Origin of the sequence: Haladaptatus sp. W1, from assembly GCF_001723155.1 — an archaeon.
Classification (GTDB): Archaea; Halobacteriota; Halobacteria; order Halobacteriales; family Haladaptataceae; genus Haladaptatus; species Haladaptatus paucihalophilus.
In genome coordinates this window covers 1-25,785 of the sequence record NZ_MEIH01000059.1, presented here as the reverse complement: position 1 = coordinate 25,785, position 25,785 = coordinate 1, and the positions used below count along the sequence as shown (strand labels likewise).

General features: G+C 64.4%; 32 protein-coding genes and 2 pseudogenes. 18 read left to right on the top strand and 16 right to left on the bottom strand.

Going from position 1 to position 25,785, the window contains the following annotated elements; translation table 11 throughout:
* Positions 1–202 precede the first annotated feature (202 nt).
* Together purB and BG842_RS03215 are read left to right on the top strand one after the other, a co-directional pair.
* Entirely contained in the window at positions 203–1,579 is a 1,377-nt protein-coding gene (gene purB, locus BG842_RS03220) for an adenylosuccinate lyase (RefSeq protein WP_069449656.1), read from the top strand.
* Positions 1,580–1,637: 58 nt separating this feature from the next.
* Positions 1,638–2,318, top strand: coding sequence for a hypothetical protein (locus BG842_RS03215; protein WP_069449655.1), 681 nt, complete (start codon positions 1,638–1,640; stop codon positions 2,316–2,318).
* Between the two features lie 10 nt (positions 2,319–2,328).
* On the opposite strand, the gene BG842_RS03210 is transcribed toward BG842_RS03215, so the two are convergent.
* Positions 2,329–2,700, bottom strand: coding sequence for a DUF2127 domain-containing protein (locus BG842_RS03210; RefSeq protein WP_069449654.1), 372 nt, complete (start codon positions 2,698–2,700; stop codon positions 2,329–2,331).
* Between the two features lie 87 nt (positions 2,701–2,787).
* Between BG842_RS03210 and BG842_RS03205 the strand changes: the two genes are divergently transcribed.
* Entirely contained in the window at positions 2,788–3,006 is a 219-nt protein-coding gene (locus BG842_RS03205) for a zinc ribbon domain-containing protein (protein WP_007979463.1), read from the top strand.
* Between the two features lie 39 nt (positions 3,007–3,045).
* Positions 3,046–3,387, top strand: coding sequence for a DUF5518 domain-containing protein (locus BG842_RS03200; RefSeq protein WP_069449653.1), 342 nt, complete (start codon positions 3,046–3,048; stop codon positions 3,385–3,387).
* Positions 3,388–3,738: 351 nt separating this feature from the next.
* Here BG842_RS03200 and BG842_RS03195 read toward each other — a convergent pair whose 3' ends face one another.
* From BG842_RS03195 to dapA, 6 genes are read right to left on the bottom strand one after another with little or no spacing between them, the layout of a single operon-like run.
* Positions 3,739–4,854, bottom strand: a complete 1,116-nt coding sequence (locus BG842_RS03195; RefSeq protein WP_069449652.1) for a M20 family metallopeptidase — start codon at positions 4,852–4,854, stop codon at positions 3,739–3,741.
* 4 nt (positions 4,855–4,858) lie between these two features.
* The gene (gene dapF / locus BG842_RS03190; protein ID WP_069449651.1) at positions 4,859–5,695 is read right to left on the bottom strand and encodes a diaminopimelate epimerase; all 837 of its coding nucleotides are present in this window, start codon (positions 5,693–5,695) and stop codon (positions 4,859–4,861) included.
* Positions 5,692–6,939 carry a diaminopimelate decarboxylase gene (gene lysA, locus BG842_RS03185; RefSeq protein WP_069449650.1) on the bottom strand — a complete coding sequence of 416 codons (1,248 nt, stop codon included), beginning with the start codon at positions 6,937–6,939 and terminating at the stop codon, positions 5,692–5,694. The genes dapF and lysA overlap by 4 nt, the downstream gene beginning before the upstream one ends.
* A complete protein-coding gene (locus tag BG842_RS03180) occupies positions 6,936–7,778 on the bottom strand; it encodes a 2,3,4,5-tetrahydropyridine-2,6-dicarboxylate N-succinyltransferase (RefSeq protein ID WP_069449649.1) in 843 nt (280 codons plus the stop codon). The genes lysA and BG842_RS03180 overlap by 4 nt, the downstream gene beginning before the upstream one ends.
* Positions 7,775–8,533 carry a 4-hydroxy-tetrahydrodipicolinate reductase gene (gene dapB / locus BG842_RS03175; protein ID WP_083252414.1) on the bottom strand — a complete coding sequence of 253 codons (759 nt, stop codon included), beginning with the start codon at positions 8,531–8,533 and terminating at the stop codon, positions 7,775–7,777. Before dapB ends, BG842_RS03180 begins: the two co-directional genes overlap by 4 nt.
* Complete coding sequence (gene dapA, locus BG842_RS03170) at positions 8,530–9,420, bottom strand: 4-hydroxy-tetrahydrodipicolinate synthase (RefSeq protein ID WP_083252415.1); 891 nt, start codon at positions 9,418–9,420, stop codon at positions 8,530–8,532. The genes dapB and dapA overlap by 4 nt, the downstream gene beginning before the upstream one ends.
* 356 nt (positions 9,421–9,776) lie before the next feature.
* Here dapA and BG842_RS03165 point away from each other — a divergent pair, with 356 nt between their 5' ends.
* From BG842_RS03165 to BG842_RS03155, 3 genes are all read left to right on the top strand, one after another.
* Positions 9,777–10,109 (top strand): hypothetical protein, encoded by a 333-nt coding sequence (locus BG842_RS03165; RefSeq protein WP_254662862.1) that lies wholly within the window; start codon positions 9,777–9,779, stop codon positions 10,107–10,109.
* A gap of 73 nt (positions 10,110–10,182) precedes the next feature.
* Entirely contained in the window at positions 10,183–10,824 is a 642-nt protein-coding gene (locus BG842_RS03160; protein WP_069449647.1) for a metallophosphoesterase, read from the top strand.
* Between the two features lie 49 nt (positions 10,825–10,873).
* On the top strand, positions 10,874–11,371 hold the full coding sequence (locus BG842_RS03155) for an NYN domain-containing protein (protein WP_069449646.1): 498 nt from the start codon (positions 10,874–10,876) through the stop codon (positions 11,369–11,371).
* Here BG842_RS03155 and BG842_RS29515 read toward each other — a convergent pair.
* Complete coding sequence (locus BG842_RS29515; protein WP_175424068.1) at positions 11,368–11,544, bottom strand: hypothetical protein; 177 nt, start codon at positions 11,542–11,544, stop codon at positions 11,368–11,370. The two genes, BG842_RS03155 and BG842_RS29515, sit on opposite strands and share 4 nt — an antisense overlap.
* 142 nt (positions 11,545–11,686) lie before the next feature.
* Here BG842_RS29515 and BG842_RS03150 point away from each other — a divergent pair, with 142 nt between their 5' ends.
* From BG842_RS03150 to BG842_RS03140, 3 genes are all read left to right on the top strand, one after another.
* Positions 11,687–12,157 carry a PUA domain-containing protein gene (locus tag BG842_RS03150; RefSeq protein WP_069449645.1) on the top strand — a complete coding sequence of 157 codons (471 nt, stop codon included), beginning with the start codon at positions 11,687–11,689 and terminating at the stop codon, positions 12,155–12,157.
* 61 nt (positions 12,158–12,218) lie between these two features.
* Complete coding sequence (locus BG842_RS03145; RefSeq protein WP_026177850.1) at positions 12,219–12,611, top strand: nascent polypeptide-associated complex protein; 393 nt, start codon at positions 12,219–12,221, stop codon at positions 12,609–12,611.
* Entirely contained in the window at positions 12,608–13,330 is a 723-nt protein-coding gene (locus BG842_RS03140) for a methyltransferase domain-containing protein (RefSeq protein ID WP_069449644.1), read from the top strand. Before BG842_RS03145 ends, BG842_RS03140 begins: the two co-directional genes overlap by 4 nt.
* Positions 13,331–13,432: 102 nt before the next feature.
* On the opposite strand, the gene BG842_RS03135 is transcribed toward BG842_RS03140, so the two are convergent.
* Complete coding sequence (locus BG842_RS03135) at positions 13,433–14,032, bottom strand: GNAT family N-acetyltransferase (protein ID WP_069449643.1); 600 nt, start codon at positions 14,030–14,032, stop codon at positions 13,433–13,435.
* A 124-nt stretch (positions 14,033–14,156) separates the two neighbouring features.
* On the opposite strand from BG842_RS03135, the gene BG842_RS30975 reads away from it, so the two are divergent.
* Entirely contained in the window at positions 14,157–14,351 is a 195-nt protein-coding gene (locus tag BG842_RS30975) for a hypothetical protein (RefSeq protein ID WP_254662861.1), read from the top strand.
* Positions 14,352–14,457: 106 nt separating this feature from the next.
* Here the strand turns inward: BG842_RS30975 and BG842_RS03125 are convergent, their stop codons facing one another.
* Positions 14,458–14,919, bottom strand: a complete 462-nt coding sequence (locus tag BG842_RS03125) for an MGMT family protein (RefSeq protein ID WP_069449657.1) — start codon at positions 14,917–14,919, stop codon at positions 14,458–14,460.
* 85 nt (positions 14,920–15,004) lie between these two features.
* Here BG842_RS03125 and trpC point away from each other — a divergent pair, with 85 nt between their 5' ends.
* From trpC to BG842_RS03105, 4 genes are read left to right on the top strand one after another with little or no spacing between them, the layout of a single operon-like run.
* Positions 15,005–15,763: an indole-3-glycerol phosphate synthase gene (trpC, locus tag BG842_RS03120; protein ID WP_069449641.1), complete on the top strand. Its 759-nt coding sequence runs from the start codon at positions 15,005–15,007 to the stop codon at positions 15,761–15,763.
* Entirely contained in the window at positions 15,760–17,070 is a 1,311-nt protein-coding gene (trpB, locus tag BG842_RS03115; protein WP_069449640.1) for a tryptophan synthase subunit beta, read from the top strand. Before trpC ends, trpB begins: the two co-directional genes overlap by 4 nt.
* Positions 17,067–17,897 (top strand): tryptophan synthase subunit alpha, encoded by an 831-nt coding sequence (gene trpA / locus BG842_RS03110; RefSeq protein ID WP_069449639.1) that lies wholly within the window; start codon positions 17,067–17,069, stop codon positions 17,895–17,897. Before trpB ends, trpA begins: the two co-directional genes overlap by 4 nt.
* Positions 17,898–17,918: 21 nt before the next feature.
* On the top strand, positions 17,919–18,713 hold the full coding sequence (locus BG842_RS03105; RefSeq protein WP_069449638.1) for a 2-amino-3,7-dideoxy-D-threo-hept-6-ulosonate synthase: 795 nt from the start codon (positions 17,919–17,921) through the stop codon (positions 18,711–18,713).
* On the opposite strand, the gene BG842_RS03100 is transcribed toward BG842_RS03105, so the two are convergent.
* Positions 18,714–19,310 carry an HAD family hydrolase gene (locus tag BG842_RS03100; protein WP_139136005.1) on the bottom strand — a complete coding sequence of 199 codons (597 nt, stop codon included), beginning with the start codon at positions 19,308–19,310 and terminating at the stop codon, positions 18,714–18,716. It abuts the gene before it with no gap.
* Between the two features lie 271 nt (positions 19,311–19,581).
* Between BG842_RS03100 and BG842_RS03095 the strand changes: the two are divergent.
* Positions 19,582–20,750: pseudogene (locus tag BG842_RS03095) on the top strand (3-dehydroquinate synthase II).
* Here BG842_RS03095 and BG842_RS03090 read toward each other — a convergent pair.
* From BG842_RS03090 to BG842_RS03075, 4 genes are all read right to left on the bottom strand, one after another.
* A complete protein-coding gene (locus tag BG842_RS03090; protein ID WP_069449637.1) occupies positions 20,737–21,153 on the bottom strand; it encodes a zinc ribbon domain-containing protein in 417 nt (138 codons plus the stop codon). The pseudogene BG842_RS03095 and the gene BG842_RS03090 sit on opposite strands and share 14 nt — an antisense overlap.
* Before the next feature lie 72 nt (positions 21,154–21,225).
* On the bottom strand, positions 21,226–21,900 hold the full coding sequence (locus BG842_RS03085) for a type I 3-dehydroquinate dehydratase (RefSeq protein ID WP_069449636.1): 675 nt from the start codon (positions 21,898–21,900) through the stop codon (positions 21,226–21,228).
* 30 nt (positions 21,901–21,930) lie between these two features.
* On the bottom strand, positions 21,931–22,959 hold the full coding sequence (locus BG842_RS03080; protein ID WP_069449635.1) for a site-specific DNA-methyltransferase: 1,029 nt from the start codon (positions 22,957–22,959) through the stop codon (positions 21,931–21,933).
* Positions 22,960–23,014: 55 nt separating this feature from the next.
* Positions 23,015–23,977, bottom strand: a complete 963-nt coding sequence (locus BG842_RS03075; protein ID WP_007979514.1) for a transcription initiation factor IIB family protein — start codon at positions 23,975–23,977, stop codon at positions 23,015–23,017.
* 254 nt (positions 23,978–24,231) lie between these two features.
* Here BG842_RS03075 and BG842_RS03070 point away from each other — a divergent pair, with 254 nt between their 5' ends.
* Both BG842_RS03070 and yjjX read left to right on the top strand, forming a co-directional pair.
* Positions 24,232–24,981: a helical backbone metal receptor gene (locus BG842_RS03070; RefSeq protein ID WP_069449634.1), complete on the top strand. Its 750-nt coding sequence runs from the start codon at positions 24,232–24,234 to the stop codon at positions 24,979–24,981.
* A 34-nt stretch (positions 24,982–25,015) separates the two neighbouring features.
* Positions 25,016–25,552: an inosine/xanthosine triphosphatase gene (yjjX, locus tag BG842_RS03065; protein ID WP_069449633.1), complete on the top strand. Its 537-nt coding sequence runs from the start codon at positions 25,016–25,018 to the stop codon at positions 25,550–25,552.
* On the opposite strand, the pseudogene BG842_RS03060 reads toward yjjX, so the two are convergent.
* Positions 25,538–25,785 (bottom strand): annotated as a pseudogene (locus BG842_RS03060) (glycosyl transferase); the annotation flags it as partial. The gene yjjX and the pseudogene BG842_RS03060 sit on opposite strands and share 15 nt — an antisense overlap.

Below are 25,785 nucleotides of genomic sequence, written 5' to 3'. Positions count from 1 at the left end.
CCACGGTTCCCGGCCATACCCGCAATCCCTGTCATACGAGAGAGACCGACCGGCGGGGCCAAAGTAGTTGCGGTCGAGCGGCGAATTCTATACAACTTCGTGAATATATTTCGGAGTCGCACGGTTATTTTTCCGTTTTGTATGCATACTTGTGCGTCATCGGACCGACACGCTTTTGCCGAACCGAACGGCAGGCACAGGTATGGATTCCCTTTACGCCGTCTCGCCGATAGACGGACGCTACGCCGGTCGAACCGCGCCGCTCCGCGACTACGCGAGCGAGGCCGCGCTCATGCGTGCTCGCGTGCGAGTCGAAATAGAGTACCTCATCACGCTGTCCGACCTCGACGTGACGCCGTTCGACATCGCGGCGGACGACCGCGACGAACTCCGTGCCGTCTACGAGGAGTTCGACGCGGAGGACGCGGAAATCGTCAAGACCCTCGAAACCGAGGGTTACGAGGACTACCCCGCGACGAACCACGACGTGAAGGCGGTCGAATACTTCGTCCGCCGCTCGCTCCCCGACGATTTGGACCTCGGGTCGTGGATTCACTTCGCGCTGACGAGCGAGGACGTGAACAACCTCGCCCACCGCCTGCTCGCCAAACCCGCCGTCGAGGAGGTTCTGCTCCCCGAACTCGCCGCCGTCCGCGACGAGTTGGCCGACATGGCCCACGAGTACCGCGACGTGCCGATGCTCGCCCGAACCCACGGTCAACCGGCCACGCCGACGACGTTCGGCAAGGAGATGGCCGTCTACGCCGCGCGCCTCGGCCGAGCGGTCGGGGAAATCGAACGCGCCGCCGAATCGCTCTCGGGCAAGCTCGCGGGCGCGAGCGGCACCTACGCGGCCCACGTCGCGGCGTACCCCGACGTCGATTGGCGGGCCTTTTCCCGCGAGTTCGTGACGGACCTCGGTCTCTCCCACACCGCCCTCGCCACGCAGGTCAACCCGTGTGACGACCTCGCGGAACTGTTCGACGCGCTCCGCCGGGCCAACACGATTCTCCTCGATATGGACCGGGACATCTGGCTCTACGTCAGCGACCGCTACCTCGGGCAACTCACCACCGAGAGCGAAACCGGCAGTTCGACCATGCCCCACAAGGTCAACCCCATCGACTTCGAGAACTCGGAGGGCAACCTCTCGAAGGCCAACTCCGACCTCACGTTCCTCGGCGACTACATCACCACCTCCCGACTCCAGCGCGACCTCTCCGATTCGACCGTCAAGCGGAACATCGGGTCGGCGTTCGCCTACTGCTTGCTCGGTTACACCAAAGCCCAAGACGGCCTCGGCAAGGTCGTCCCCAACGAGGAGGTCATGCGCGAGGAACTCGAATCCACGCCCGAAATCATCGGCGAAGCGGTCCAAACCATCCTCCGGCGCGAAGGCCACGGCGACGCCTACGAGCGCGTCAAGGCGCTCACCCGCGGGAAGCGCGTCACGCTCGACGACTTCCGCGACCTCTTCGACGAACTCGACGTGGACGAGGACGTGCGCGAAGAACTGCACGCACTGACGCCCACCGGCTACACGGGCATCGCCGCCGACCTCGCGGACGACCTCGACTGAGCGCTCGCCAACCCAGCCAGCCCAAACCGTTACGCTTCTCTCCGTCGTCACCGGTGACATGTCGTCGACGTACGAGCGACGCCGACTGGTGGCACCGCTCATCGCAATCGCCGCGCTGATCTACTGGTTCGCCGTCCGACCGTGGCACCTCCGCTGGGGTGCGACCGACGAGGAATCGAACGGTTCCCTCCCCGGTGACGGTTTGCTTCGGGACCCCGAGTCCGAGGTCACTCACGCCGTCACCATCGACGCCCCCGTCAAGGAGGTGTGGCCCTGGCTCGTCCAAATCGGGCAGGGACGCGGCGGGTTCTACAGTTACGACTGGCTGGAGAACCTCGTCGGCGCGGACATCCACAACGCCGACCGAATCCTCCCGGCACATCAGGACCTCGAAGTCGGGGATACCGTCCACCTCGCGCCCGAGGACTACTCGGTGCAGACGCCCGAGTCCGCCCCCGAAGTCGCGGTGCTCGACCCCGAGCGGGCGATAGTGCTTCAACCGCCGGGGGAATCGCCGCGGTGGACGTGGGCGTTCGTCCTCCGCCCGCTCGACGACGAGACGACGCGGTTCGTCGCTCGAATGCGCTCGCACGGAAAACAAGACATCGCCGGGAGAGCGGCCGACGTCCTGTTCTGGGAACCCGCCCACTTCGTCATGGAGCGCAAGATGCTGCTCGGAGTGAAAGAGCGCGCCGAATCGTCGAAATACGGGACGCGGAAAAACGTGAATAAGGCGTGATTTTAACGAATTATTTGTAGTACTCGCGCTTGCTGTAGACGTAGGCCAACAGTAACCCGCCGACGACGATGCCGAAGAAGGCGGCGAGATGCCCCGTGAAGAATCGGAACACGTCCATCAGCAGGCTCAACCCGTACACGATTATCGTGAGCGTCCAGGCCCACGACTTGAGCGTCCACAGACCCCAGACGACGGCGAGTTTGGCGACTGCGAAGACGATGACGATGGCACCGACGATGAGGCCGATGGGGGACGAAAACAGCACCCCGAGACCGCGAAGGAGGCTTCCGAGCGCACCGAGCGCACCGAGGACGCAGATTATCTTGATACCGAGCGGGGCGGACTGGGGTTTCCGTCCGTATGCGGAACGGTTTGTAGCCATACTGTTCGATAGAAAGCGAATCGTAATAAGCTTCGTTGACGTATCGACCACGAAGTATTTATTCCCACGAAATAGACACGTCGCTGTATGGACCCCGATACACGCGATACCTCCGGCTGCCCGAAATGCGGTCACACGGAAGTTACCACGGACTCCATCTCGACCACCGGCGGCGGACTCAGCAAGATGTTCGACATCCAAACGAAGAGCTTCACCGTGGTCTCCTGCTCCAACTGCGGTTACTCCGAACTGTACAAAGACGTTCGCAACCGCGGGAGCGACATCGTGGACGTCTTCTTGGGTTGAGTCGCCACCGACCGCCGTTTTCGCTACCCACTACAACATATGACAGACAACAATAACCTCATCCACGCGCTCATCGGAGCAGTCGTAACTCTCGTCGTGTCCTTCGTCCCGTTTTCGCCCGTCCTCGGCGGGGCCGTCGCCGCCTATCTGGGGCGGACGACGCCCGACGAGGGACTTCGAGTCGGTGCCATCTCCGGTGCCATCGCCGCGATTCCCATGGCGGTCGTCGGGCTGTTCGTCGTGAGCATAATCTCCTTCGGGCACATGCCCGGCGGGTTCGTGGCGCTCCTCTTTCTCTTGGGCATGTTCGCCATGCTCTACACGGTCGGACTGAGCGCGCTGGGTGGGTACCTCGGCGCGTATCTCGCCGACGAGTTCTGAACAACGAATCAACCTCCTCACCTGAACTTTTTATACCGACACGAAGCCACCTCGCGGCGTGACCGCCGAACGAATCACAACGCTGGTCGTCCTCGCCGCGCTCGCGCCACTGGTTCCCGATGGTGAGCGACGGCGCTCTTCGGCGCTACTTCCCGCGATTTCATCGCTTGCGGTCGTCACGCAACGACAGCAATCACAACAGCGACTGCGACGACAACGACAACAACCACGCCAGCGACGACAGCAACACCGACCCCGAATACTCGTTCTCGACCGACCACCGCCCGAGCGCGACCCGTCCGAAAGCGATGTTCGCAACCTATCGGACCGAGAGTGCCAACAGTGTCCCGGTCATTCAACGAGCCTCAGAAGAGTTCCCCGTACCGCATCCGCGGCCGCTTGGACGTCAGCGACATCGACGTACTCCCGCGGCCCGTGTGCCACCGCGCCCTCGTCGTCGGAAAGCACGCCCGGCCCGAACACGACGGTCGGAGCGACGCGTGCGAAATAGGACGCCTCGGTCGCCGCGCCGAACGGACGCACCTCGCCGCCGCTCTCGTCGGAGAGCGTTCGCACCAGTTCCGAGTCGGCGGGCGTCTCGAAGGCTTCGAGAAATGGCGTGTCGCGTTCAGCGAGGGAAACGTCCACCTCGACCGCATCCACCGCGTCCCGGAGATGGGCTTCGAGCGAGCGGCAAAACTCCTCGGCACCTTCCGGCGGAACGCTCCGGCGGTCGATGACGAACGAGCAGTCGGCGGGAATCTGGTTCGTGGCGGTTCCCCCCTCGACCGTCGTCGGCGTGAGCGTCGGCGCGCCCAGTTCGGGATGTTCCCTGTCCGAATCGAACGTAGAGAGCGCCGACAGGACGGGGACCAACCCGCGTATCGCGTTGACGCCCGCTTCGGGGTGTGCGGCGTGTGCGTTTTCCCCTCGAAGGGAGACAGTTCCCTGAAAACGCCCTCGCGCGGCGTTACACACGTCGAGGTCAGTCGGTTCGCCGACAATTACGGCGTCAGGATGGAGTTTGGTCCCGTCCTCCTCGTTCCGAGCGAGGAAGTCGAGGGCGGCCGCACCCGTCGAGTCGGTTTCCTCGTCCGGCGTCACGGCGAGCGTTACCCGTCCTCGCTCCGGTTCGACCGTCAAAAACGCGTCGAGGAGCGCCGCGAGCGGTCCCTTCGCGTCACAGGAGCCGCGGCCACGAATCTGGTCGTCGTCACCGTCTCCGTCGCTATCGCGGGAAAACGGAACGTGGGGCGGCACGGTGTCGATGTGGGTGTTCAGGACGACGTGCGGACCGTCCTCGTCGCCGACGCGTTCCGCGAGGACGTTCCCCGCGGCGTCGATGGTCGCCTCGACGCCCGCCGATTCGAGGGTTTCGACGAGCAGGGTTCGCATCGCATCGACCGATTCGTGTGATGGCGTCTGAACGGCGGTTTCGAGGAACGAAATCGGGTCGAAGTCCGTCACGGAATTACGCCTCTAAATCGAGTCGTCCGGCGTTCGAGACGCGGAGGTCGCCGCCGAACTCGCGTTCGACGGGTCCGGTGAGCGTCGCGTTTCGGTCGTCGATCGTGACTTCGAGGTCGCCGCCGGGCGGCGACACCGATACGTTCTCGCCGTCCGTGAGTCCGAGTCGGCGCGCGGCGGCCGCGATGGCGACCGCACCGGTGCCACACGACTGGGTTTCGCCCTCGACGCCGCGCTCGAAGGTCCGCTGGTCGAACCCGCCGTCGCACGGCGAGGCGAAGGTGACGTTCGCACCCTCCGGGAAGACGTCAGCGTGGCGAATCGGCGGTGCGTCCCGTTCGAGGTTCACCGCCGTCACGTCGTCCACGAACGCGACCGCGTGCGGAACGCCCGTGTTCACCGCCGTTACGTCGTAATCGCCGACGCGGGTCTCGATGAGGGGTTCGTCCCCCGCGACCGGGACGTCTTTCGGCCCGAATTCGGGGGCACCCATCTCGATGGTCGCACCGCCGTCGTGGATTTTCGCGTGGCGGGTTCCGGCGAGCGTGTCTATCATCACCTCGTCCGCATTCGCGCGCTCGGCGGCCCAGACCGCGGCACAGCGCGCGCCGTTTCCGCACATCTCGGCCGTGCTCCCGTCCGGTTGCACCAGCGTCATGATGACGCGTGGCGGGCGAAATTCGGGTTCGAGCGCCAGAAAGAGCACGCCGTCCGCACCGATTCCGTCGGTCCTGTCACAGACCCTGCGGGCGAACCGCGAGCGGTGAGGAACGCATGCGTCCGCGTTCACGATGACGAAATCGTTCCCGGTGCCGTGGTACTTCTCGAACGAGAGGTTCATTCCCACGTCACCTCCGTTTCGGTCGCGATGACGTCCGCGTGGGTTTCGCGTCGGTGTGCGACCCCGGTTCGGTCGCCGTCCACGACGACGACGGCCGGACGCGGCCGCGAGTTGTACTGGCTCGCCATCTCGTAGCCGTACGCGCCCGCGTTGCCGACGGCGAGCAGGTCGCCGCGCGTCGGGTCGGCGAGCAGGTGGGTTCCGAAGGTGTCCGAACTCTCGCAAATCGGTCCGGCGACCGTCGTTTCGACCGCTCGGCCGTCCGCTCCCACGCTCCTGATATGATGGTACGAATCGTAGAGCGCGGGGCGAACGAGCGTCGTCATTCCGGCGTCGACGCCGACCACGGTCGCCTCCGGTGCCTCCTTGACCGTGTTCACGCGGGTCAGGAGGACACCGGCGTCGGCGACGAGGTACCGACCCGGTTCCACGACGAGCGTGGCGTCGAGGTCGCCGAGCGCGTCCCGCGTCGCGTCCGCGACCGATTCGAGGTCGAGCGGCGGGTCATCGGGGTGATACGGCACGCCGAACCCACCACCGACGTCCACGAATTCGAGGTCGAGGTCGATGGTGCGAGCCAACTCACCCATCCGGGAGACGAGTTCGCGGTGGTTGCCGAGGTCGTCGCCCGAGATGCCGCTTCCCGCGTGGGCGTGGATTCCCACGACGTCGAAGTCGTCAGCGGCCAATTCGAGCAGGGACGCGGCGCGGTCGTAGGGGACGCCGAACTTCGCGTCCGCACCCGTTCGCACCTTCTCGTGATGGCCCGCGCCCACGCCGGGATTGACGCGGAGACAGAGCCGTCCGTCGTAGCCGCGCTCGGCCAATCGGTCGATGGTGTCCGCGGCACCGACCGTGACCGTCAGACCGGGGTGGTCCGCGGCGAGTTCGACCGCCCTGTCGAGGTCGATTCCGGGCGGGTTGACGGCCGTGTAGTGGACACGCTCGCCCTCGAATCCGGCGGCGAAGGCGCGCTCCGTCTCGCCCGCCGAGGCGCATTCGATGCTCGCGCCCTCGACTTCGAGGGTTTCGAGGACCGCGCGGGACGTGTTCGCCTTCGCGGCGAAGTGGACGTCGGCGTCCGGAAACGCCGCTGCGAGTCTGGCGTAGTTCTCGCGGACGCGTTCGAGGTCGATGACGTACAGCGGCGTGTCGTATTCGTCGGCGAGGTCGCCGAATCGGGCGTCGGACCAGTCCGACAGCCGTCGTACCGGCGGGTTGTCGGCCGAAACGGTCGCGCTCATCGCAGGGCCTCCTCGCGCTCGACCTGAGCGAGCGTGTCGTCTTCAACGTCGAGAGCCACGACGGCGGGCTTGTACGCCCCGCCGTCGAACAGGTCGTGGTCGCCGAGGCTCGATTCAACGAATCTGGTGAACGCGCGTCGGTTCGGCGGAAGATGGCCGTACAGAATCTCCTCGTCCACGAGGTCGTAGACGGGGATTCGCGGCGTGAGAAGCGTGTTCTCGGCGACGATGCTTCCCTCACCGACGACGAACCCGGACGTGACGCGACAGCCAGCGCCGAGGCTTACGTCGTCTTCGACGATGACGGGCGTCCCCTCGACGGGTTCGAGGACGCCGCCGATGAGCGCGTTCGCACCGAGTTTGACGTTCTCTCCGATTTGCGCGCACGAGCCGACGGTATCACAGGAGTCCACGAGCGTCCCGTCGCCGATGGAGACGCCGATGTTGACGAAGCTCGGACTCATCAGGATGCAGTTCGATCCGACGTGTGCGCCGCGACGAACGACCGTTCCGTCGGGCGTGTTTCGGGTTCCTCTGTCGGGAAAGTCGTCCGTCTCGCGGAGCGGAAGGACGTCGTAGTAGGTGACGTCGCCGTATTCGTGGCCCTCGATGTGGCGAAGGCCGAAGTTCAGTAAAATACCCTGTTTCACCCACTCGTTCGCTTCCCAACTCCCGTCGCGTTTTTCGGCGGCGCGAACCTCGCCCGCCTCCAACGCGTCGAGGAAGGTTTCGAGGATTTCGTGTTCGTTCGGTCCGGCGCTGTCCGCGTTTACCTCGCCGGAATCGTATCGTTGCCACAGTTCACGTACGTCGCTTCGTATATCGCTTTCACGTCTCATTCGCTGATTACCTCGCTAAACTCGTACCGCCCCGGATGTCGTCCGGTCACCCACGTCGCCGCGTCGAGCGCGCCGTCGGCAAACACGCCCCTGTCGGCCGCCCGATGGGAGAGTCGAAGGTCCTCGTGGTCGTTCGCTATGAGGACTTCGTGTTCGCCCGCGATTCCCCCCGCGCGGCGGGCGTGAACGCCGATTTCGTCGGGTTGTCGCGGCGCATCGCCTTCGCGTCCGTGAACGCGCTCGTCGGGACCGCCCGCCGCCGCGATTCGGTCGAGGAGCGTCTTTGCGGTCCCGCTCGGCGCGTCTCGCTTGCCATTGTGGTGCGTTTCGGTCAGTTCCACGTCGTAGCCGGGCAGGTCGGAGACGGCACCTTCGACCGCTCGGAGGAGAGCCTGCACCCCGCGGGAGAAGTTGCTCGCCACGAGGACGGGGACCGACTCGCTCGCCTCGCGGAAGACGGGTTCGTCTTTGTCGAACCCGGTCGTGCCGACGACGCACGCGACGTCCGCGTCCGCACACGCCGCGACCAACGTTCTGCTGGCGTCGGGGGTCGAAAAGTCCACGAGAACGTCCGGGTCGTACTCCGTGAGGATCGCTTCGAGGTCCGCCGCGGCTTCGGTCGGAACGCCATCGATTTCTCCCGGCGGGTCGCGGCTCACGCCAGCGACGATATCCACGTCGTCCCGGTCGCTCGCCGCCGCGATGACGGCGCGGCCCATCCGCCCCGTGACGCCGCCGACGAGCACCCGCGTCACGCGCCCCCCTCCAGTTCGTCGAGTACCGCCGCGAGTTCCTCGCGGTTCTCGTCGGACAGTTCGGACAAGGGCAGTCGGAGGCCGTCCGGTCCGTAGCCGCGGTGTTCCATCGCTGCCTTCACCGGAATCGGGTTCGTCTCCGCGAACAGCGCGCGGAACAGCGGTCCGAGTTCGAACTGGAGTTCTCGCGCCCGGCCGTAGTCGCCCGAAAGGGCCGATTCGACCAGTTCACAGGTCCGTTCCGGTTCGACGTTTGCAGAGACGCTGATAGTCCCCGCCGCGCCGATGGAAAGCATCGGGAGCGTCAGCGCGTCGTCGCCCGATAGCACCGCGAACGCCTCGTCTTGGGTCCGTTCGATTATCTCGCTTATCTGCCCGAAGTCGCCGCTCGCGGCCTTGTAGCCGACGATGTTGTCGTGTTCGGCCAGCGAGACGGTCGTCTCCACGTCGATGTTTCGTCCGGTTCGAGACGGGACGTTGTAGACGATTTGGGGCAGGTCAACGCCGTCCGCGATGGTGCGGTAGTGGGCTTCCATCCCCGCCGGTTCGGGCTTGTTGTAGTACGGCGAGATGAGAAGGAGGCCGTCGGCCCCGGCGTCCGCGGACCGTCGTGCGAGGTCGAGGGCTTCGTGGGTCGCGTTGCTCCCCGCGCCAGCGATGACGGGGATGTCGACGGCGTCCACGACGGTTTCCACGACTTCGACGTGTTCGTCGTGGCTCAGAGTCGCGCTCTCGCCGGTCGAGCCGACCGGAACGAGGCCGTCGACCCCGGCGCGTTCGAGGCGCTGGGCGTCGCTACGGAGGAGTTCGTGGTCTATGCTGTCGCCCGCAAAGGGCGTTGTCATCGCGGGATAGACCCCGCGAAACGGTGTGTCTGTGTCTGTCATCGGTCTGTGTCGGAAATCGGTTATCGCGCGGTGCAAAACGAGAATGGCTCGAAACGGGGGTGCCACGCCCGCCGCGAACCTCACGCCGCACGTTTTGTCCGTTTTCCGACTGTGCTGTCGCTGGCTCGCCGATACGCGAACGCGGCGGGCGCCACAGCACGAGGCATATTCCATTGGGTGTTTCGTGGTGACTTATGCCTTACGCCGACGACAGACTCTGCCGTCGGGGTCGGATTTCGGCGGATTCGTCGTCAAAAACCGGTCGGAGTCGCGAGGAAATCGGTCGAAAGTGGTCGCTTGCCGAAAATCAACCGGTTGGTCAGAAAACATTTACCGAGACATGAAGGATGTTCAGTATGAACTGGTCCCTCATCGCACGGTGTAGCCTCCGATACTCGCTCGTCTACGCGGGACTCACGGTGGGTGCCGTGTTCGCTCTCACAAAATCGGAACTCGCGCTCCTCGCCCTGTTCGGGGTTGGACTCACCGTTCTCCTGTTTGCGCTCGGTAGAACCGGAACCGTCCGAATGGGAACAGCCATGGCGAACGCGGATTCGATGGGGTTAGAGAGTACCATCGTGGACCCAGCGGACATCCAACCGACCCAGTTGGAGAACGACATCAAATTCCTCTTTTACGGCGTCGGTCTCCTCGTCTGCGGCATCGCGGCGCTCGTACTGGTCGGGTAGGAAGGGCCTGTGTGCCGTTGCCGCGCAGGACAATCCGGCGGTCTTATCATACCTCCAGACATACGCTCGAAAAATGCTCGTCCTCGGAGACGCCCACGCCGACGACCGCGACAACCGGCGCGCACTCTTTGCGGCGTACCGCGAGGCGAACCCAGACGTTACTCTGCAGTTGGGAGACTTGATGTTCTACGACTTGCCCGCACCCACGTGGTTTATCGGCGGCAACAACGAGGATTTCGACACCATCGAAGCACTGCGGAACGGACTGGTTTCGAACTCGCACGTCAGAAACGCCCACCTCATCGCCAGCACCGCCGTCGAACTCGACGGCCTTCGAATCGCCGGTCTGTCGGGGAACTTCGCGCCGACGCAGTACGACCGCCCGCGCGCCAACCTCGTCGGCGACCGCCGCCGTCACTTCACTCACGAAGACGTGGAGAAGGCGATGGAACTCGACTCCGTGGACGTATTGATGACCCACGAGGCACCCCACGGTCTGCCCGTCGCCGAGGATTACGACGTCGGGTGTTCGCACATCGACGACCTCATCTCCGCGCTCTCGCCGGACCTCTGTCTCATCGGGCACCACCACCAGCACGCCGAGTCGACCATCGGCGAGACGCAGGTCGTCAGCGTGGCACCGACATGGGAGCGATATTACATCCTCGACCCCGAGTCGCTCACGCTCACGTGGCACAAAACGCCGACCTCGTGACAGTACCGGACAAGCAACTTCTTTATGCCAGTAGTTATCACACTAACGTATGACGGATATTCATCCGGGTCAGCGCGTCACGGTATTAGCCGACGCGCAAAACCTCTATCACACTGCTCAAAGCGTCTATAGTCGGAATATCGACTACTCATCTCTTCTCTCGAAAGCGGCACAGGAGCGAGAGTTGACGCGCGCCATCGCCTACGTGATTCAGGCCGATAGCCCCGACGAGGATCGCTTTTTCGACGCGTTGACCGACATCGGATTCGAGGCGAAGATAAAGGCGATAAAGACGTTCGGCGACGGGTCGAAGAAGGCGGACTGGGACGTCGGCATCTGTCTCGACGCCATCACGCTCGCACCGAAAGTCGATACGGTCGTGCTCTGTACCGGCGACGGCGACTTCGCACAGCTCGCGACGCACCTTCGGCACGAGGGGGTGCGCGTGGAAGTGATGGGGTTCCAAGAATCGACCGCCGAAGAACTCATCGCCGCCGCCGACAGTTTCATCGACCTCAGCGAACGGACCGAAACGTTTCTCCTTTAGACCGGGCGACCGCCTTCGCCCGTGCCGAACATCAGTGCGCCAGCGGCGAGCGCGACAGTGGCGAAACCGGCGAGGGCGTTCCCCGTGAAGGTACCGATCATGGAGATGACGCCAAATATCAGGACGCTGCCGACGATGAGAAGCGCGATTCCCAGCAGTTCTTTCGTGTTCATACGCCGTCTTCGGACTCCCGCCTAATAAATCGCTCTCAAATCGATAGCCAGCGCCATGGTACACCGTGACAGAGAAATGGTAACATGCACCAAACAGTCCGATGTCGAAGGGCTTTCACCCTCACACGCTAAATCCGGCCCAATGACTGAAGACGAGGATCTGCCCGCACTGCGTACGACCGCGGATTACCAGTTCGGTGCGGGGGCCGGTGCCGCGCTGTTCCCACCCCAGGAGGACCTGGAAGTTCGCCATTCGTCCTCCGGGCGACCCCAGCAGGTACACGCCGACGGGAGCCGACTCGTCACCTACGCCACCGACGGCCGATTCACGCTCGGCCTCGCGGGGGGCAGTCGCATCGCCGACGCCCTCGAATCGCCCGCGGGTCGCGTCATCGTCGGCGACGAGAGCGAGCCGTTCGTTAGGGACGGCAAGAACGTCTTCGCCAAGTTCGTCGCCGACGTGGACCCCGACGTTCGCGCCGGAGACGAGGTGCTCGTGACCCACGAGAACGGCGACCTGCTCGCCGTCGGTCGCGCCGAACTCGACGCCGACGCCATGTTCGATTTCGACACCGGAATGGCCGTGAAGGTGCGCGACGGCGCAGAAAAGTAAACCGACGGGTTTCCGACGCATTTGCGTCACGTTTTTCCCCCTCCGTTCCGACGATTCGGGTATGTTTGGAGGAGGCGGCGGTGGGCTCGACCCACGAAAGATGCAGCAGATGATGAAGCAGATGGGTATCGAAGTGGACGACATCGAAGCCGAAGAGGTCGTCATTCGTACGACCGACGGCGAGGAACTCGTCTTCAGCGACCCGGACGTCACCCGAATGGACGCACGCGGCCAGCACACCTACCAGGTCGTCGGCGATGCCGAGACGCGCGAAGCGTCCGGTAGTTCCGACGCGGGGAGCTCCGAGGAGTCCACGGAGGAATCCGCAGGCGCGATTCCCGATGCCGACGTCGAAATCGTCGCCCAGCGCGCGGGCGTGAGCGAAGACGAAGCCCGAGAGGCGCTCGACGCGGAGAACGGCGACCTTGCGGCGGCGATAGAGCGACTGGAGTGACGGTCCTACTCGTTCACGGCGACCGGGAGTACCTTCGAAATCCCGGCGAAGAGCTACAAACGGACCTCGGCGTCCTCACCGTTCCCGAGGACGTGCAACCCGGCGACGTCCTCGCCACCCACTTGGACGAGGAGTTCACGGTGCGACGGCTCCGCGGCCCGGACCTGTTCCACCACTTCGAGCGAACGGGCGCACCGATGCTCCCGCGGGACATCGGCCTCGTCGTCGGCGAAACAGGCGTCGCGGCTGGCAACCGGGTGCTCGACGCGGGAACCGGAACCGGCGTCCTCGCCGCGTATCTCGGGCGAATCGGCGCGGAGGTCGTCACCTTCGAGCGGAAGGAAGATTTCGCCGAGGTCGCCCGCGACAACATCGAGATGGCGGACGTGGCCGATGCGGTCGAGGTTCGAACGGGAGACGTCACCGAAAATCTCGACGAACTTGGCGAGTTCGACGTCCTCACCCTCGATACGCCGGACGCGGCGGAGGTCGTCGCACGCGCGCCGGACCTGTTGGCGGACGGCGGCTCGCTCGGCGTCTACGCGCCGTTCGTGGAGAGCGCCCGTGACGTCGAAACGGCCGCTCGGGAAGCGAATCTCGACGACGTTCGCACGATGGAGACCATCCAGCGCGAGATGGACTTCGACGAGCGCGGAACGCGTCCGTCCACGAGTCCCGTCGGCCACACCGGGTATCTCACCTTCGCGCGGAAGACGTAGCGCGAGACGGCGGTTCTCGATATCATTTTTCTTTTGACGCGCCCCGCGGTAGCGGGGGCGATTCGGGACTGCTCGGAGCGGTCGGTGAAAGACGGTCGGTCGTCAGTGCCTGCCGGTGTCGTACTTGTAGGTCGCGTCGTCGGGGTCGATGCCGAACTCCTCGGCCATCTCCTCCGCGTCCTCGTCGCTCGAAGGCTCTCCCTCGTGCGGCCGGGCGTCCTTGAACCGTTCGCGGAGACGGTCGGGCATCTCGAAGGAATCGACGGCGAGCACCATTGGAATGGCGTCGGGTTCGATGTCGTCCCGTTTCGAATCGAGGCGGTCGCGGAGTTTCGACGGGAGGTCCCCGACGTCGAGGGGTTCGAAACCGAACTGGGCGAGGTAATCGGGCACGCCGACGAGGGAGTACACCTCCTCGAAGTCGTCGTCGCTCGCCTTGTCGATGAGGCGTTCGATGACGTGCGCGCCGACGCCCTGCCCGCGCCACGATTCGACGACGCCGATGCTCGTCAGCTCACAGATTTCGGGGGCATCGTCCGGCTTGTGGATTCGAATCCGCCCGAATCCGGCCTTTTCACCCGACGTTTCGTCCACGACGACGACGTAATCCCGGGAACGAAAGGCGGTTTCGTCGAGCCCCATCGCTTCGATGTTATCGAGCAACCAGACCTCCTCGCGGTTTTTAGCATCCCGGACGTACATGTCGGGAGATACGTTCGCAAGCGTCAAAAAGTCATCCGTGGGTGGGCGTTGAAGTGGCTAGCCGAGAAATGACGACCGTCCGATGAGTCGGTCGAAGGTCATGAATCAGTGGGGAATAGTTCTCATGCTATCAGTGGTAGCGATACAGATAGCGCTCGAAGCCTACAGCGCGGTTACGAACAGCGGAATCGCCGAATTCGACGGGTATCTCGCGTTTGCCCTGCTCTGGGTTGTGTTTGGTCTCGTGGCGTTTCACCAGCATGGGACGACGCGACTCACCATTCTCACGGTTCTCCTGCTGGTCGTGGGGGATTACTGAAAGGATACGTTCTGCTCACTTCGAACCCGGTTATCGGAGATGGGATAGCCGAGATTCTGTCGGAGGGGGTGCCTTGCTGTACGTCCTCCAGATTCGGGTCAGCCCTTCACAGCCCTTCCAGCGAGCGTAGTTTCTGTTCGACGTCCGGCGGCGCGGCACTCGGCCCGTCGCGGACGCGGTGGTCGGGGACGAGAATCGGGGCGGGGTTCTCGTCGAGCGCGGTCCTGACCAGTTCCAAGTCCGCGTCCTCGGTGTGGTCGATACGGGAGGTCATCCGGGCGACGGTTTCGACGTTCACCTGCTCGCCGTAGGGAACGTTGCGCACTGACTCGAGCACGCTTCGTTGGTCCGTCGGGAGGGTGAGCGCGACCTGTACGTCAGAAAAGTCGTCCTCGACGCCTTCCAGATACGCCATGATACGGTCGAGGACGGCGTGGTCGTCCAGTGCGTCGTCGTCGGGGTCGTGCGGAAACGTCACGCGCAGGACGCGTCCGCTGGCGACGCCGACCTGCACTGCTCGCTCCAAATACGGGGAGTGCTGCGCATAGATTCCGGCAGTCTCGTCCATAGCGACGGCAACGAACTTCATGACCTTCAAGATTCGTCCCGCGGACGCAAACCTTATGTACAAACTAGTCCGTTGATGTACTACAATGAACGTAGATGGTGCGCTCGCACCCGCGGTCGAATCCATCCTCCGGACCGCTCGGGAACGGACACCCGGCGAGGACGCAGAGCGGGTCTCCGTGGACGCGCGTTCGTTTTCGGACGCGCTCGCGGACGCGGAGGAAAACGGACGGGTGCCGCTGATAGCGGAGGTAAAGCCGACGAGTCCGACGACGGACGGCGAACGAACCGACGATCCGGTCGAACTGGCCGAAACGATGGTCGAGAACGGGGCAACGGCCCTGTCGGTTCTCACGGAACCGGAGCACTTCGGCGGCAGTCCCGAGAACCTCCGTCGAATCCGCGAAGCCGTGGACGTACCGGTTCTCCGCAAGGACTTCATCGTCCGAGAGGAGCAACTGGACGCGGTGGCCGCGGACCTCGTGCTCCTCATCGTCCGCTTCGTGGACGACCTGGAGGGACTGCTTTCGGCGGCCGAAAAGCGCGGCTTTCAGGTCCTCGTCGAAGTCCACGACGGGGAGGAACTCCGAGAGGCGCTCGATGCGGGAGCGACCATTATCGGCGTGAACAACCGCGACCTCGCGCGATTGGAGGTCGATTTGGGAACGTTCGAATCGGTCGCACCCGTGGTTCCCGAGGACACGACGCTCGTCGCCGAAAGCGGTATCACGACGACGGCGGACGTCGAACGAATGTGCGACGCCGGGGCGGACGCCCTGCTCGTCGGGAGCGCCATCATGGACGGCGACGTCGGCGAGAACACGCGGAGGTTGGTGAACGCATGAGCGATACGAACGACATGAACGGAGCGAGCGGAATGAACGAGACGAAGTTCGGAGAGTACGGCGGCCAGTACGTCCCCGAAGTGCTGATGCCCGCAATCGAGGAACTCCAGTCGGCCTACGGGCGCTACGTGCTGGAGAACGAGGACGGCTTCATGGACGAGTTCCGCCGCCACCTCCGCGATTTCGGCGGCCGACCGACGCCGCTCCAGCGCGCCGACGCGCTGAGCGAGCGATACGACCGCGAGGTCTACCTGAAACGCGAGGACTTGCTTCACGGCGGGGCGCACAAATTGAACAACGCGCTCGGACAGGTGCTGCTGGCGAAGTACATGGGCAAAGAGCGCATCGTCGCCGAGACGGGCGCGGGACAGCACGGCACCGCAACCGCGATGGCCGCCTCGTACCTCGACATCGACTGCGAGGTGTTCATGGGCCGAACCGACATCAACCGCCAGCGCCCGAACGTCTTCCGAATGCGAACCCACGACGCCGAGGTCAACCCCGTCGATGTGGGTTCGGGAACGCTGAAGGAGGCCATCAACGAGACCATGCGCGACTGGGCGACGAACGTCGAGGACACCCACTACGTCATCGGGAGCGTCGTCGGCCCCCACCCGTTCCCGAAGATGGTCCGCGACTTTCAGTCGGTCATCAGCGAGGAAGCCCGCGAGCAGATTCGCAAGAAGACCGGGCGACTCCCGGATAGCGTGGTCGCCTGCGCGGGCGGCGGGTCGAACACCATGGGTGCGTTTCACAATTTCGTCGAGGATGAAGACGTCTCTCTGTTCGCCGTCGAAGCGGGCGGTTCGGGGCTGACTATCGACGAGGATGAGGGCGTCGCGCCGCACTCAGCGTCCCTTTCTTCCGGACAGGACGGCGTGCTCCACGGTGCCCGAACGAAACTGCTCCAGAGCGGGGACGGTCAAATTCTCGAATCCCACAGCGTGAGCGCGGGACTCGACTACTCCGGCGTCGGGCCGGAACTCGCCCACCTCGTCGAAACGGGGCGGGTGACGCCCGTCAACGTCGGCGACGACGCGGCCCTCGAAGCCTTCCACCGACTCTCGAAACTGGAGGGAATCATCCCCGCGCTGGAGTCGAGTCACGCGGTTGCCTACCTGGAACGGGCGGCGCAACGCGCCGCAGATGGGTCGAGCGGGCATGGCCCGCGAGACGAGGCGGACGAGTTGGGCGATCTCGTGATCGTCAACGTCTCCGGACGCGGCGACAAGGACCTCGATACGGTCATCGAGGAGAGCGCGAAGCGTGGTATCAATGCGGCACCGAGTATGGAGGTGTTTGAATGAGTGACCCCGCGTCGGACCTCGAAGCCGCCTTTGCGGACGAACCGGCCCTGATTCCGTACGTCGTCGCTGGCGACCCGGGTATCGAAGAGACGAAGGAGTACGTCCGGGCGCTGGTCCGCGGCGGCGCGGACGTCATCGAACTCGGCCTACCGTTCTCGGAACCCATCGCGGACGGGCCGACGATTCAGAACGCCATCCAGCGCGCGCTTTCTGGCGGGATGACGCCGGACGACTACCTCGAACTCGTCTCGGAATTGGACGTGGACGTGCCCGTCGTCTGCATGACGTACTACAATCTCATCTATCAGTATGGAGACGAGGAAGGCGTCGAAGCGTTCGTCTCCGCCGCCGCCGACGCCGGGGTGTCGGGACTCATCGTCCCCGACCTTCCCGTCGAGGAGAGCGGTCCGCTCCGCTTGGCGTGCGACGAGTACGGACTCGATTTGGTGTTCATTATCGCGCCGACGACGACGGACAGGCGCAAGCGGCGCATCACCGAGCAGGCCTCCGGATTCGTCTACGTGCAGGCCCGAATGGGAACGACGGGCGCACAGGCGGACGTGAGCGGCGACACCCACGACAGCCTCGCACGACTGGCCGAAAGCGACCTGCCGAAAGCGGTCGGCTTCGGCGTGAGCGAGGGCGAACACGCCCGCGAAATTGTCTCGGCGGGAGCGGACGGCGTCGTCGTCGGCAGCGCGCTCGTCGATATCGTCGCGTCCGGCGAGAACGTCGCGGAGCGACTCGAATCCAAAGCCGCGGAACTCAAATCCGGGGCACGCGAAGGGGAACAAGAGATACCGGAACCGGAACGAACTTCAAACTAGCTTGCTACAGAGTCACATACAATGAATACAGGAATCACAGCGCGCCTCGACCGAATCGGGCGTGACGGACGCTACGTCATCGTCCCGATGGACCACGGAATCACACTCGGCGCGGTACGGGGTCTGAAGGACATCGAATCGACAATCGACGCGGTAACGCGAGGGGGTGCCGACGCCGTTCTCACGCAGAAGGGAATCGCACCGCGCGTCCATCCGAACAAGAACGACGCGGGCTACATCGTCCATCTGAACGCCTCCACGACCATCGGCCCGGACTCGAACGATAAACGCATGACCGGGACGGTACAGGAGGCTATCGCGGCGGGTGCCGACGCCGTTTCGCTCCATCTCAACGTCGGCAGCAACTACGAACCCAAACAGATCACGGACCTCGCGGAAGTCTGCGACACGGCGGGTAAGTTCGGAATTCCCGTCCTCGCCATGTCCTACGCACGGGGTCCGGGAATAGACGAACACGACGCGGAAAGCCTCGGCCACGCGGTGCGGTTGGCGGAGGAACTCGGTGCCGACGTGGTGAAGACGGCCTACAGCGGCGACGCCGAGAGCTTCGAGCACGTGGTCGAATCGACGCGCCTCCCCGTCGTCATCGCGGGCGGTGCACCCGAGGGTGACAAGGCGACCCTCGAAGCGGTCCGCGGCGCGATGGACGCTGGCGGTGCGGGCGTCTCCATCGGCCGGTCAGTCTTCCAGCACGACGACCCGGAGGCCATCGCACGCGCAGTGACCAGCGTCGTTCACGACGACCTGTCCGCCGAGGACGCGCTGAACGAGGCGGGGCTGTCGGTCGAAGCCTGATTATAGCAGTTCGGGAAACTCCGCGAGCGACGTGAGCGTGTGCGTCGGTTCGTGGGCTGATTCTATCCGTCGGTTTTCGTGAGGAACCCACACGGAGTCGATGCCGAGCGCGTTCGCACCGGCGACGTCCGCCCGCAACGAGTCGCCCACGTGGAGCGCGTCGTCCGGTGCCACGCCGAGGTCGGTCAGTGCCTTCTCGAACGGGGCCGCGTCGGGTTTCGGCGGGACGCCGTTTCGCGGGTCCACGAAGACGAGCGTATCGAACGCGTCGGCGATGCCGAGCGCGTCCAGTTTGACGGTCTGTGTCGCCTCGTCTCCGTTCGTCACGAGTCCGACGTTCGTCTCGCTGGCGGCCGCCAACGCGTCCTCGGCACCGGGTCGGAACGAAACCGCCGAGTGATCGACACACTCCTCGTACGCGGCGGCGAAACAGAGTTCGTAGAACTCGTGCGACGTTTCCGCGGTCGGGATGTCGTCCACCGCCTCGATGATGTCGGCGACCGTACAGTACTGTTCGACGGACGCGCGGTCGAACGCGTCCGTGAGGACCGCCCCCTCGTCTTGCTCGGAGACGCACAGCGTCGAAGAGAACGGCATCGAGAGTGGTCATTCGTTAGTTGTGTTCGATGGTGTGATAAAAAGATGTCGAGTGGTGAGCGATGGAGAAACGAGTGAGAGGGTGACGAGCGGGGGAGTAACGGATGATGGAGTGACGAATGATTGAGTGGGACGAGCGATGGGTTCTCGCCGACGGCCGCCGATTCGGACAGACCAACTGTGGTCGTCGTCCGCTGCAAATTCGATAGCGGGGAGCAGAGAAGTTGCGGATTCCGCCACGTTCAAGCCGTGGGGCTACGAGCGATTCAGCATGACACGTTCCGTATGGTTGAAGGCCGACGCCTCCGTCGGCGACTGGGACACCCGGCGCAAACGAATCACGGCCGGATTGGAAGCCGGTGTGGACTGGATTTTGGTGGATGACGGCGACGTCGAGCGCGTTCGAGAACTCGGCGAAGTGAACGTCGCGGCGTTTCGCTCCGAGGGCGACGTGCACGTCTTCGACGCCGAGGACGACGAGCGCAACCGGGCCGACGCTCGAATCGTCGGGAAGGACGGCGAGGGCGACGGGACGGTCGACCTCCCCTCGGATTTCTCCGGCTCCGCCGACCTCTCGACGCTCCGCCGGGAGGACGAAGCCGAGGGTGCCTACGTGAGAATCCTGAGCGAGGAGTACGAAGCGTTCGCCGAGGCAGCGGCCCAGGAAGCCGACTACACCATCGTCGTCGGCGAGGACTGGACCATCATCCCGCTCGAAAACCTCATCGCCCGAATCGGCGAGGAGACGGACCTCGTGGCGGGCGTCACGAACGCCGAAGAGGCCCGAACCGCGTTCGAGACGCTGGAACTCGGCGCGGACGCCGTTCTGCTCGACAGCGACAACCCGGACGAAATCCGGTCGACGGTGGAAGTGCGCGACGCCGCGGAGCGCGAAACGCTGGACCTGGAGTGGGGCGAAGTGCTCACCATCGAACAGACCGGCAGCGCGGACCGCGTGTGCGTCGATACCGGGTCGCTGATGGAACACGACGAGGGCATGCTCGTCGGGTCAATGTCGCGCGGCCTCTTTTTCGTCCACGCCGAGACGGCGGAGTCGCCCTACGTCGCGTCGCGGCCGTTCCGAGTGAACGCCGGGGCGGTCCACGCCTACGTCCGCACCCCCGGCGGCGGGACGAAATACCTCGCGGAACTCCAGAGCGGCGACGAGGTGCAAGTGGTCGATACCGACGGCAAGACCGCGAAGCGGTGGTCGGTCGGGTAAAAATCGAGAAGCGACCCATGTTCCGCCTCGAAGTCGAGACGGCGGACGGCGACCGCGTGGAGACGCTGCTCCAGAACGCGGAGACCATCAAAGTCGCCACGCCCGACGGACGGAAGGCCGTGACGGACATCGAAGTCGGCGACGAAGTAAAACTGTTTCTGGAGGGAGGCGCGCGACACTTCGGCGAGAGCGTCGAAGAGAGTATTATTGAGCAGTAGCGTCGGCGTCGAGCGGCGACGTACACCACTGACAGAAGTCGAGGTCGGCGTCCACTTTTCGTCCGCAGTTCGGACAGCGCCTCGTCCCGTCGGCCGCCTCTTGAGCGGCACGATTGTTGCGAATCGCCGACCAGTAGGCGTCGAGGATGTTACACAGCGAGACGAACAGGACGGGGAGGGTCTGTTGTATGTTGATGTTTTCGCTCGCCTGCATGTAGCCGGACCAGCCGCCGTTCTGGACCGCCTGTACCATCTCCGGGGGGATGAACAGGTAAGCGGTGAGGAACGCGAACCCGAACCAGAGGAACGCGCGAAGCCACTCCCGGAGATAGAGATGGCCCGCTCCGGGGTAAATGAACGCGAACAGGGCCGCGAGCCACGGTCGCTTTTTGTTCCGTGTCACTAGTCGTTGATAGCTGGTCGAGCGTGTTAAACCCTTCCGATGCGCCGTTTTAACGGGAATCCGACGAGGCGGTCAGTTACTGCGCAGTTCGTCGACGAGTTGCGAGAGCGTGGCCAAGTCGTACTGACCGGGTGCGGTCGCGTCCGCCGGTTCGAGGGGCGCGTAGCCGATTTTCGACCCGTACAGCGGAGCGACGGCCCGCGAGTGACGGCCGACTTCGCCCATCGCCATCGTCGCGACAGTTTGCCCCCGCTCCGTGAGGAGATTCGTGACGCGGAACAGGTCGAGCACGTCGGACTCGGACTGGGCGGTGACGGCGAGTTTGCCCACGTCGGCGTGGTCGGTACAGTTTTCGAGCAGTTCGCGCATCCGTCGCTGCGACGGCGTTTCCTCGAAATCGTGAACCGAAGCGACAACGAGCACGTCGTTGTTCCGCGCGTGCTCGGCGAGGTTCCGTCCGGGGGCCGTAAACAGCGTCTCCAGTTCGAGGTCGATAGCGTCCACCGCCGGGTGGTCGGTTGCTTCGCGGAGTGCATCGAGGCGCTCGTCGCCGGTCGCTTCTCCACCCTCCCACTCGGCGCGATTCGTGGCGATGACTGGCAGTTCGCCGTCGTAGGTGGACAGCATCGAAAGTGGGTCGTCCGCGAGGTCCATCCGGAACTCGACGATATCGGCGTGGTCACGGGCGTGGGGTTCATCGCCGAGGTCGGCCGTGCTCACAGCGAGCGAAAAGGAATCGACGTCCATATCCGCACCTTCGACCCGCCGAATAAAAGATTACTCGGAATAGGGTTCGTGAGTGACGAAGAATCCGGTTCCGTCCCGCTCTACGTCGCTCACGGTGTACAACTGGATGTCGCGCTCTTGGGCCGTCTTGACGGCGAAATCGTAGTACGTAGCGTCGTACTTGAGGTCGCCGCCGTGGTCGCCGACGAACGTCCGATGGTCGTCGAGTCGCCGAGAGATGACGCTTCGGGAGAGTTCCGGTGTGGTTTCGGCCCGCTCCGCGAACAGTTCGACGAAATCGGGTTCGAGTTCGTACCCCACTGAGTTTCGACCCGCGACCATCGCGGCGAGCGAGGTCGTTCCCGTCCCCCAAAACGGGTCGAAAACGGTGTCGCCGTAGACGGAGAACATCGAAATGAGCCGATACGGGAGCTCGAAGGGAAACGCCGCCGAGCGCTCGCGGAGGTCGCCGTGGTCGAGCAGTTGCTCCTCGCCGCGAACGTCCGTCCAGAGGTCGGAAAACCACTCGTTTCGCTCCTCCCAGAAGTACGCGGACTCGTAGCGATGGTCGACGCCCGGTTCGAACGCGCGGGTGTCGCCGTTCCGGAAAACGAGGAGGTATTCGTGTTCGAGCGCGGCGTAGGCGTTCGGCGGGAGCATCCCCGACCCCATGAACTTCGTCAGGCGGTTCGAGGGTTTGCGCCAGAGGATGTCGGGAAGGGACTTCAGACCGCGCTCCCGGAGGTCACGGAGAACGTGGGCGTGGTTCGGAAACGACTGAAACGTCCCGTCCACCTTTCGGGTGGCGTCGCCGACGTTTATCACCGCAATGCCGCCGGGTTTCAGCACGCGGACGAGTTCGGCCCAAACGGCGTCGAGTTCGTCGTGCATCAACTCGAACGCCGTATCACCGTCGCCCGCCGAAAGCGCCGCCTCGATTTCGGGGTTCGCGTCGGCGAAGAGGTCGTCCCACATCTCTATCATCGGATAGGGGGGAGAAGTGACAACGAGGTCTATCGAATCGTCGGGAAGCGAGGTATCGCGCGCGTCACCGACGTGAATCTCGTGCTCGGTTTCCATTGCGGTAGCTTTCTGAAGCTATCGGCGCAAGATAAAAACCTCTTTTCAAACGCGTCTACAGCGCGACGGTTCCTTCTTCGGCTTCGAGCAGTTCGTGATATCGGTTGCGAATCGTGACCTCGCTGATGTCGGCCACGTCGCTGACCTCGGCCTGCGTCGTCTTCTCGTTGGTCAGGAGCGCGGCGGCGTAGACGGCGGCCGCGGCGAGTCCGACCGGCGATTTACCGCTGTGGACGCCCTGTTCTTTCGCGTTACGGAGGAGTTCGCGGGCGCGGTGTTCGGCTTCGTCGGAGAGTTCGAGCCCGGACGCGAATCGCGGGACGTAGCTCTCGGGGTCGGCAGGTTTGACTTCGAGGCTGAGTTCGCGCACGACGTAGCGGTAGGTTCGCGCCACTTCGCTTTTATCGACGCGGCTGACCTCGGTGATTTCGTCCAAACTGCGCGGGACGCCGGCCTGGCGCGCGGCGGCGTAGACACAGGATGTCGAGACGCCCTCGATGGAGCGACCCGGTAGGAGGTCCTCGTTCAGCGCGCGGCGGTAGATGACGCTGGCCATCTCGCGCACGTTGTCGGGGAGGCCGAGCGCGCTGGCCATCCGGTCGATTTCGCCGAGCGCCTGCTTGAGGTTCCGCTCCTTGCTGTCGCGGGTGCGGAAGCGCTCGTTCCACTTGCGGAGCCGTTGCATCTTCTCGCGCTGGCGGGAACCGAGCGAGTTACCGTAGGCGTCCTTGTTCCGCCAGTCGATGTTGGTCGACAGCCCCTTGTCGTGCATCGTGTTCGTCGTCGGCGCACCGACGCGGGACTTCTCGTTTTTCTCCTTCGCGTCGAATGCTCGCCATTCCGGGCCGCGGTCCACGTTGTCCACTTCGACGACCAGACCGCAGTCCTCGCAGATGGTTTCGCCGTGACCGGAGTCGGCGATGAGCTTACCGCTACATTCGGGGCAGCTCCGTCCCTTCTGCCCGCTTTTCTCTACTTCTGTTTCTTCGCTTCTCGTTCGGATAGTCGTGTTTTGCATGTGCAATACCTCCTCGGTGGGAGAGCGCGTCAGCTACCGGGCAGGAGAATCCTGAAAAACCCGGGCACCGCTAGTCTTAACACGTCGTTAGGACGAAAGGTACTTAAACGATTCGTTTTTCGACCGTGTTGAGTTCGTGAAACACACACACGCGCCGTGAAATAGCCGTCCAGCGTCAGGCCAGCGAAATATTTAAGGATAGGTTTCGACGGGGTAACGAAACGTTTACTCGCTCCCGACCGAACCGCGGGGTGATGGTTTCGAACCGCGTCGTCTCCCTCGCGCCGAGCGTCACCGAAATCTGTCGGGCGCTCGACGCAACGGACCGACTCGTCGGTGTTACCCACCACTGCCGACCCGACGTTCCCGCGGTCGGCGGGTGGCTGAACCCGGATTTCGATGTGGTCGAGGCGCGCGACCCCGACCTCGTTCTCACGACCGACGCGTTACAGGCGGACGTGCGCGACGACCTCCGGGACCGCGGGCACCGCGTCGTCCACGTCGAACCGGAAACGCTCCCCGAAGTCGTCGAATCGTTCGCCACGGTGGGACGCGCCATCGGGAAACCGACCGCCGGCCGCGCCCTCGCGCGGCGCGCTCGGAGTCGAATCGAGCGGGTTCGCCGACAGGTCGCCGACGAACGACGGCCGGTCGTCTACTGCGAGGAGTGGTCCGACCCGCCGACCGCGGCCGGAAACTGGGTGCCCGATGCGGTTCGGGCCGCTGGCGGCGAGTACCCGTTCGTGCCGTCGGGCGAGCGCTCCCACCGAGTCGATTCGGACGCCATCGAGGACGCGGAACCGGAACACGTCTTCCTCCACGTGTGCGGGCGAGGCGAACGAAGCGACCCCGAAACCGTGCTGTGCCGCGACTGGGACGTTCCCGCACTCGAAACGAGGGCCGTCCACGTCCTCGACGACTCCCTGTTGAATCAGCCGAGTCCGCGACTCATCGACGGCATCGAGACGATGGCGCGAACGCTCCACCCGGACGTGGTGGAGTAGCAACGTCCAAGTACGGACGGAAAGGAAAGCCACCATGCACGTCGGCGTTGGCAGTGGAAATCCGGTGAAGGTAGCCGCGGTGGAGTCCGCCCTCGGCGGACGACTCGGCGCGCGGGTCGAATCCGTCCCCGTCGAGTCGGGCGTCGCGGAACAGCCGTTCGGCGAAGCGGAGACGATAGCGGGCGCGGAGAACCGCGCTCGGCGCATCAGGGAGTCGAGGGACGGATACGAACTGGGCGTCGGACTGGAAGGCGGCGTCGCCGAGGTCCCCGGAACCGGCGGCCTCTATCTCATCATGTGGGCCGCCGTGACCGACGGTGAGACGATGGGGCGCGGCGCGGGGCCGCGGCTTCGACTCCCGGAACCCGTCGCCCGTCGAATCCGGGACGGGGAGGAACTCGGCCCCGTGATGGACGACGTTCTGGGGGAAGACGACGTGGCGAAAAAGCAGGGCGCGGCGGGCGCGCTCACGGACGGAATCATCGACCGGCAAGAAGCGTTAGAACAGGCGGTCGCCGGGGCGCTCGCCCCGTTCGTCACCGATTTCTATACGTCGTCAGTCGTCGAGTGAAGCGGGTTCCTCGACGGACACGTCGCGTCCCTCCTCGACCGCTTGGGTCAACGAGACGTTGAGCGAGAACATCGACCCGACGCCGCCGACGAGCGTGACAATGTTCTTCACCGCGTGGTCGAGGATGGCCGCACCGAGGGCCACTTCCCACGAAATCGGCGTCAGACCCGCGACGAAGACCGTGAACGCGGCCTCGTACAGGCCGACACCGCCGGGCGAGAGCGGGAGCACCT